We start from the raw sequence: 5826 nt of genomic DNA on the forward strand, positions 1-5826 counted from the left end.
TTTTAGAATTTTATTTTGAATTGCTGTATTTTGCAGGCGCGATCTATTTGTAATTTGTCGTGAAATTTAAGAACACCCGTCGCCTTTAAAATAGGATTGGGCTTTGTAATTTAACGATAAAATTTAGCGGTGATTTCGCAGAATTTTATCGCGGCGTAAACGAGGCATTGCTATGTGAAAGTAGCGGATTTGTCCAAGTGCGGCGCTGCATAAACAAAGCACCTCTGCGCCTAAATAAAGGCAGGGGGCGCGGTTTTAAATTTATGCTGCGTAGGCTACGATAAATCCGGCGGAATTTTATTTGCACTAAGCGCTCAATTTGGGCGGATAAGAGCAATTTGAAATTTACATAATCAAATCGCGCGATAAAATGGGCTTGGATATCGCTATGATTTGAGATGAGTCGCGTTAGTATTTTGTGGTGCATAAATTCTAATTGTTAGCTTAGTGGTAGCCCTTCACATCGCATCTTACGCTGCAGTGGAATCGCGTTTTATTAGAATTGAAATGATCGCAGAAATGTCAAACGCCGTAGGTGCTTTTTCTTAGAATTTATCTCGCGAAATTTCATTTGCGCGTCGGGATAAAATTTCAAACTGCAAGTCGCACTGTATCATTTTGGACGGAATTTTAAAATTTTACGCGTTTAGAATTTTAAAATTCGGCTACGCAAATTTGTACGATGAAATTTCAAGCTTAAAAATCCGCGCCGGCTTTGGAATTTTATATGTGCCGCGTCAGCTATAAAATTTTACACTTAGAATTTTATCACTGCGGCAAGATTTGGTTGGACCGGGGTCTCGCATCGCCGTAGGATTTTTGGCGGCACGGAATTTTGCAGCGCGCATCTAAATTTAGCTATGCAAAATTCGTAAAATTCTTTATCAGCATGGAATTTTACAGCGCCGTTAAAGCGCATAAAGAATTCTGCGCAGGCCTCGCAAACTCTAACGAAAGCTCCTTTCTTTTAGGGCACGCGAGCTTTAAGGCATGCTAGTAAATTTTGCAGCGCAAAGCAGCGAGCGCCGAGTGTTTACCGTTAGGGATTTCGCGCCCGCGGCGCCCATTTAGTCCTTTTTGGACTTTAGCTTGGCGATCGTTTCTTTTGCGGCCTCGTAAGCCTTAGCGCTCATCTCGCGCGCCCTTTCGCTCACGTTTTTGGCGACCTCGGAGCTTTTTAGCTCGGCAAATTTTTGGCTCATCTTCTTTTCAAACTCGCTAAGCTCCTTTTTGATTGCGTCCAGCTTCTCGTCCAGATAGAGGTTTTCGATGATTTTGGCGCTTTTTTGACTTAGCTCTTGAGTGATTTCGCGCGCCTTGGCGCTTGCCTTTTTCGCGCGCTCGCCAAGCTCGATCTCGCCGATTTTGGCGCTTAGTTGCTCGGCAAGATCGCTTGAAATTTTTCTAAATTTAGCTAAATAGCCTCCGAATTCTTCATCGGCGATCTTGGCGATCTCGCTTTTAGCGGGCTCCTCCGAGCTTGCGACCGCATCGCTTAAAACCGCGCTAAATAGCTCGCTCATCTGCGAAATTTGAAGCTTTTTCTCCTCTAGGCTCTGTGCGTCGTCTGCGGGCGAGAAACTTAGCTCGTCACGGTATCTCTCGGCGGCTTTGTTTATGCCGTCGTAGCAGCCTAAAATCGCGCCTCTAATCAGCGCAGAGGCGGTATTTTTGCTCTCGTTTGCGACGAAAATCGCGCGATTTATGATGATTTTTGAAATTTCTTTAGTGCGGAATTTCGTAAATTCCCCGTCGCCGATAGCCGAAAATGCGATGTTTTTAGCCGTCTCATGCGCGGTGTCCTCGATGTCGGTTCCGCTTTCGAGCACGCTTATGAAGGCCAGTTCGCTTGCTTCTTTAAGTACGTCCGCAAGCGGAAGCTTGCTCGCGATCGCTCGCTGTAGCGCCGAGCCTATGCGCTCTTTTAGCTCTGTTTCGCTTGCGTTTTGCAGCGCGGTATCCAGATCATCATAGCTGCGCAAAACAAGGGTTTTAATCGCCTTTTGCTTACAAGCGATCTTTTTGCGCAGATCGTCGTAGTCGTAGATGAGCTTGTAAAGCCCCTGCTCGTCCTCGTCGCACAGCGCCTTTTTAACGCCGTTAAGTAGGGCTTCTGCCGTCTCATCGCTAAGCGCGCCCGCGTCTTTTAACTCGGCTGCGAAGTCTAGGATTAATTGCGTGCTTTTGGCGCTTTTACTCTCGTCGTCAAGCTCACACAAAGCCTTCGTGGCTTCTTGCAAGGCGAGCTCTTGCACATAAGAGGCTAGCTCGGCTTGTGAAATTTGCGCGAGATCGGCGCCGAATTTTTCTATCAGTTTTTCTTTCATATCCTCTCCTACAGTATGTATTTAAAATGAGCCTTTAAGCGCTCAAAAATTTCATTTCTGTGCGTATCGCTATTTACGAAGACGCTTGCGTTGAAACTCATATATTTGCCGCCGTTTGAAAAGCGCGAAAAGTCTATTTTGTAATTTTCACCCTTTAAAATTTCATCGATCTGCTCGCGCTTTTGGGTACTTGCGTCAAGGATGATTTTGTATTCCCAAAAGAGCGGATAGTCGATTTTGGGCTTTTCAGCTCCTAGTATACACGCCACTCTTGCCCCCCTCTTTGCGCTGCAGCACGACATCGGTGATCTGCATCGATTTATCTATCGCTTTTAGCATATCATAGATTGTCAGTAGCCCTACGCTCACGCCCGTTAGCGCCTCCATCTCGACGCCGGTTTTGCCGGTAATTTTTACAGTTACGAAAAGCTTAAACGCGCACTCGCTCGCAAGCTCCTCAATATCGGTTTTAATCGAAGTAATCGTGAGCGGATGGGTCATCGGTATGAGTTCGCTCGTCTTTTTAGCGCCCATTATCGCGGCAACGACGGCGGTTTGAAGCACCGGGCCTTTTTTGGCCGTGTTTTGCTTGACGGCGGCAAACGCCTCCGCACTCATTCGTATGATGCCGCTAGCGGTGGCTACGCGCTCGCTATCATCCTTGGCGCCGACATCCACCATGCGCGGCATATTGTTTTCGTCGATATGTGAAAGCATAAAATTCCTTGCAGTTTTTGGCGGGATTATAGCAGAATTTCGGGCATAAAAAAAGCCCGAGCTTTTAAACTCGGGCTTCATACAAAAAGGAGGTTTTATCTTGTCGGACGAGAACGATTATACTACCTAAACAGTAAATAGAAATAAAATATATCCTTTTTAGGCGGACTCTTTCGTGTTTAATTTATAGACGTTTTTAAAATTTAATAGCATGCTATGACACGCTACGTGGGAATTTGAATGGGTAGCGAAATGAAATGGAGCAAAAAAGCGACTAAATTTAAAGCGGACGTTAAAGAGCAAAGATAAAATTTAAAGCAGTTCGTGGTTATTTTGGCTCAATATGGACGATCAAAAGAGTGGAGCAGAGTGCTATGTCGCGGCAGCATAAATAAAATGCTACAAAGAAGCGGCTTAAATTTAAACACCGTCTTGTTATAATTTAAGCTCGTTTTGCCTAAGTCCAAGGCATCGCGCGCGCAATGCAATATAAATTTAAATTCTTTGCGCGAGCGTTAAACGACGCAGGCGCGGATTAAAATAGCGCGCGCAAATTTAAACATCGTCGCGCAAAATCCGACCTGCGTTTGAAATTTAGCCTCGTTTAAATTTTAAACGTTTTTAGCAGGCCGCCTAAATTTAACCCCTTATCTTCGCCGTTTGCGCCTCCTCCTAAAAGATCGCCCAAAAAGCTACTTGCGTCGTTGATATCGATTTTGCCGTCGCCGTTGAGGTCGAGCTTGGCGCTTGCGATTTTGCCGATCAGCGCGCTAAAATCCACACCTTTGCTATCGACGGCGTTTGCTTGCACGTCCTCGCCGCCGCCCAAAAGTCCGCCCAGCATCGAGCCTAGCGAGCTAGATCCGCCGCTTTCGTTTTTGCTTAAAAAATTTGAGCTAATGCCCGCAATTATCGCATTTATTTGATCGTCCGGCAGATCCACGCCTAGAAATTTTTCGATAAAAGCGACCGGACCGCTTTGAAATTCTCTTAAATTTTTATCGTCGTTTTTGAGCGCAGAGACCATATTTACAAGTCCGTTTATGTCCATTTACGCCTCCTTGATCTTGGCTTTCGGAGCCTGTTTTACGATAAGCTCTATTACTTTTAGAGCGTCCGCTTTGGCTTCAAAATCTTTGCTAACGGCGATGATCTGTCCGTTGCTGGCCGTTAGGCGGAAGCGAACCTTACCTGCTTTATCGGTGTAAAGCTCAAATTTTGGATTGTTTAGCTTTTCTCCGCCCGCGATTTGATCCTCGATCTTATTTAGCGCGGCATTTTTTGCGACGCTTTCGATGCCGTTTTTGCAAGCGGCCTTGCTCGTGTAAACCTCGGAGGTGCACAGTACGTGCCCGTCATAAAGTAGATCGAATTTGCAGCCGTCCTTGGCGTCTTTGATTAAAAACTCAGCCATTTTTCATCCTTTCGTAAAAGATATCGTTATTTTAGCTAAAATTTTAATAAATATTTTTAATAGGCGCGGAATTTTCTGCTAAAATTGCGCACAAATTTCATTTACAAAGGATCATAATGATAAAGGCTCTACGTTTTAGCTTGATTCTCGCCGCTACTTTAGGATTTGGCGCGGATGAGAGCGATGCATTATTTAAGGATATAAGGACGCGTCTGGGTTGCAATCTAGCCGCACAGGACTGCGAGACTAACGCGGGCGGGCAGAAGGCGCTCTTTAGCGTAGCGCGCCATCCGATCGAAGCGGGAGCAAACGAGCTAAAAATAAGCGGAATTTCGCGTGAGCTGAAAAATCCGAGCGTTAAAATTTCGGGCGTGAGTATGAATATGGGCAATGCGGAATTCCCGCTAAAGCGCAGCGCAGACGGCTATGAAGCGACGCTTGACGTTGCAGTATGCACGCACGCCGTAATGCGCTACAAGCTTGAAATTTACGAGGATGGCGAGCCTAGCGGGCTTTTTGTGTATTTTGATCTGCGAAAACGCGCTACAGATCGAGACCGCGGCGAAGACATCCACTTGCATCATCACGAGCATTAGACGCATCCCGTTTATGCGCGGGGTAAAATTTGCGCTTTTTCAGACACGACGCTTTAGGGAAACTTGCACGTTGATTGTAGAAAATTTTACAAATTTTATAAGGCGCCGCTTGCGATAAATTTTTATGTATCTTTCGAGCGACACGCGTCGTGGGCAGATACGGGTGCCTAAACGAATACGCGAATAGCCGTAGTGATCTAGGCGCGCTTCATTAGGGCGTTTACAAAAACGCCTTTATAAACGTGCGGCGATTTGCCGTGCATTCGCCGCATATGTTTCGTAACCACTACCGAGGCGCGTCAAATTTAGTCCTTCGCCGCCTTTAAATTTTAAAATTTTTAAAATTCGCTTGCGTTTCATACGCCTAATCTATGCGGAATTTTGAAATTCCTTGTATAATCCGAAGCAAATTTTAAAATCTAAGGAAAGCCATGCAGACATTGAGGCAAAAGCACTTTAGCGGCGAACGCGCGCTGTTCGGCGCAAAAGATCTGCGGATCGAGAATTCCGTCTTTGGCGAGGGCGAGTCGCCGCTAAAACACAGCGCAAATATCGTCGCGCAAAACTGTAAATTTGAGTGGAAATATCCGTTTTGGTACGCCGAAAATATCCGCGCGCAGGACTGCTTATTCGACGAGGTCGCGCGCGCAGGGATCTGGTATAGCCGCGGCGTGGTGCTAAAAGACTGCCTCTACGGCGCGCCCAAGGGGCTTCGCCGCGTAAAAGATGCCGCGCTGCAAAACGTGGAATTTCACGACGCGCAAGAGACCTT

8 protein-coding genes are annotated in these 5826 nt (G+C 46.2%); 3 read left to right on the forward strand and 5 right to left on the reverse strand.

Annotated elements, in window-relative coordinates; genetic code table 11:
* The first annotated feature begins 618 nt into the window (after window positions 1-618).
* Complete coding sequence (locus Q0236_RS10890; protein ID WP_297917793.1) at window positions 619-747, forward strand: hypothetical protein; 129 nt, start codon at window positions 619-621, stop codon at window positions 745-747.
* Between the two features lie 320 nt (window positions 748-1067).
* Here Q0236_RS10890 and Q0236_RS10895 read toward each other — a convergent pair whose 3' ends face one another.
* From Q0236_RS10895 to Q0236_RS10915, 5 genes are all read right to left on the reverse strand, one after another.
* Window positions 1068-2327: a hypothetical protein gene (locus Q0236_RS10895; protein WP_297917796.1), complete on the reverse strand. Its 1260-nt coding sequence runs from the start codon at window positions 2325-2327 to the stop codon at window positions 1068-1070.
* 8 nt (window positions 2328-2335) lie between these two features.
* Window positions 2336-2596 (reverse strand): DUF493 domain-containing protein, encoded by a 261-nt coding sequence (locus Q0236_RS10900; RefSeq protein WP_297917799.1) that lies wholly within the window; start codon window positions 2594-2596, stop codon window positions 2336-2338.
* Window positions 2574-3044: a cyclic pyranopterin monophosphate synthase MoaC gene (moaC, locus tag Q0236_RS10905; RefSeq protein WP_297917802.1), complete on the reverse strand. Its 471-nt coding sequence runs from the start codon at window positions 3042-3044 to the stop codon at window positions 2574-2576. Before moaC ends, Q0236_RS10900 begins: the two co-directional genes overlap by 23 nt.
* 604 nt (window positions 3045-3648) lie before the next feature.
* On the reverse strand, window positions 3649-4095 hold the full coding sequence (locus tag Q0236_RS10910) for a hypothetical protein (RefSeq protein ID WP_297917805.1): 447 nt from the start codon (window positions 4093-4095) through the stop codon (window positions 3649-3651).
* The gene (locus Q0236_RS10915; RefSeq protein ID WP_297917808.1) at window positions 4096-4458 is read right to left on the reverse strand and encodes a DUF1508 domain-containing protein; all 363 of its coding nucleotides are present in this window, start codon (window positions 4456-4458) and stop codon (window positions 4096-4098) included. It lies immediately after the preceding gene.
* Window positions 4459-4574: 116 nt separating this feature from the next.
* On the opposite strand from Q0236_RS10915, the gene Q0236_RS10920 reads away from it, so the two are divergent.
* Both Q0236_RS10920 and Q0236_RS10925 read left to right on the forward strand, forming a co-directional pair.
* Complete coding sequence (locus Q0236_RS10920) at window positions 4575-5054, forward strand: hypothetical protein (protein ID WP_297917811.1); 480 nt, start codon at window positions 4575-4577, stop codon at window positions 5052-5054.
* Between the two features lie 431 nt (window positions 5055-5485).
* Window positions 5486-5826, forward strand: a 341-nt coding sequence (locus tag Q0236_RS10925; RefSeq protein ID WP_297917814.1) for a DUF3737 family protein, incomplete at its 3' end; no start/stop codon positions are given.

The organism is uncultured Campylobacter sp. (assembly GCF_938031315.1).
Taxonomy (GTDB): Bacteria; Campylobacterota; Campylobacteria; order Campylobacterales; family Campylobacteraceae; genus Campylobacter_B.

What these genes read in the sequence shown, in the direction of transcription:
- Q0236_RS10920 (WP_297917811.1), top strand. Translation starts at nt 4,575, where the DNA reads ATGATAAAGGCTCTACGTTTTAGCTTGATTCTCGCCGCTACTTTAGGA.
- moaC (WP_297917802.1), bottom strand. Translation starts at nt 3,044, where the DNA reads ATGCTTTCACATATCGACGAAAACAATATGCCGCGCATGGTGGATGTC.
- Q0236_RS10910 (WP_297917805.1), bottom strand. Translation starts at nt 4,095, where the DNA reads ATGGACATAAACGGACTTGTAAATATGGTCTCTGCGCTCAAAAACGAC.
- Q0236_RS10895 (WP_297917796.1), bottom strand. Translation starts at nt 2,327, where the DNA reads ATGAAAGAAAAACTGATAGAAAAATTCGGCGCCGATCTCGCGCAAATT.
- Q0236_RS10915 (WP_297917808.1), bottom strand. Translation starts at nt 4,458, where the DNA reads ATGGCTGAGTTTTTAATCAAAGACGCCAAGGACGGCTGCAAATTCGAT.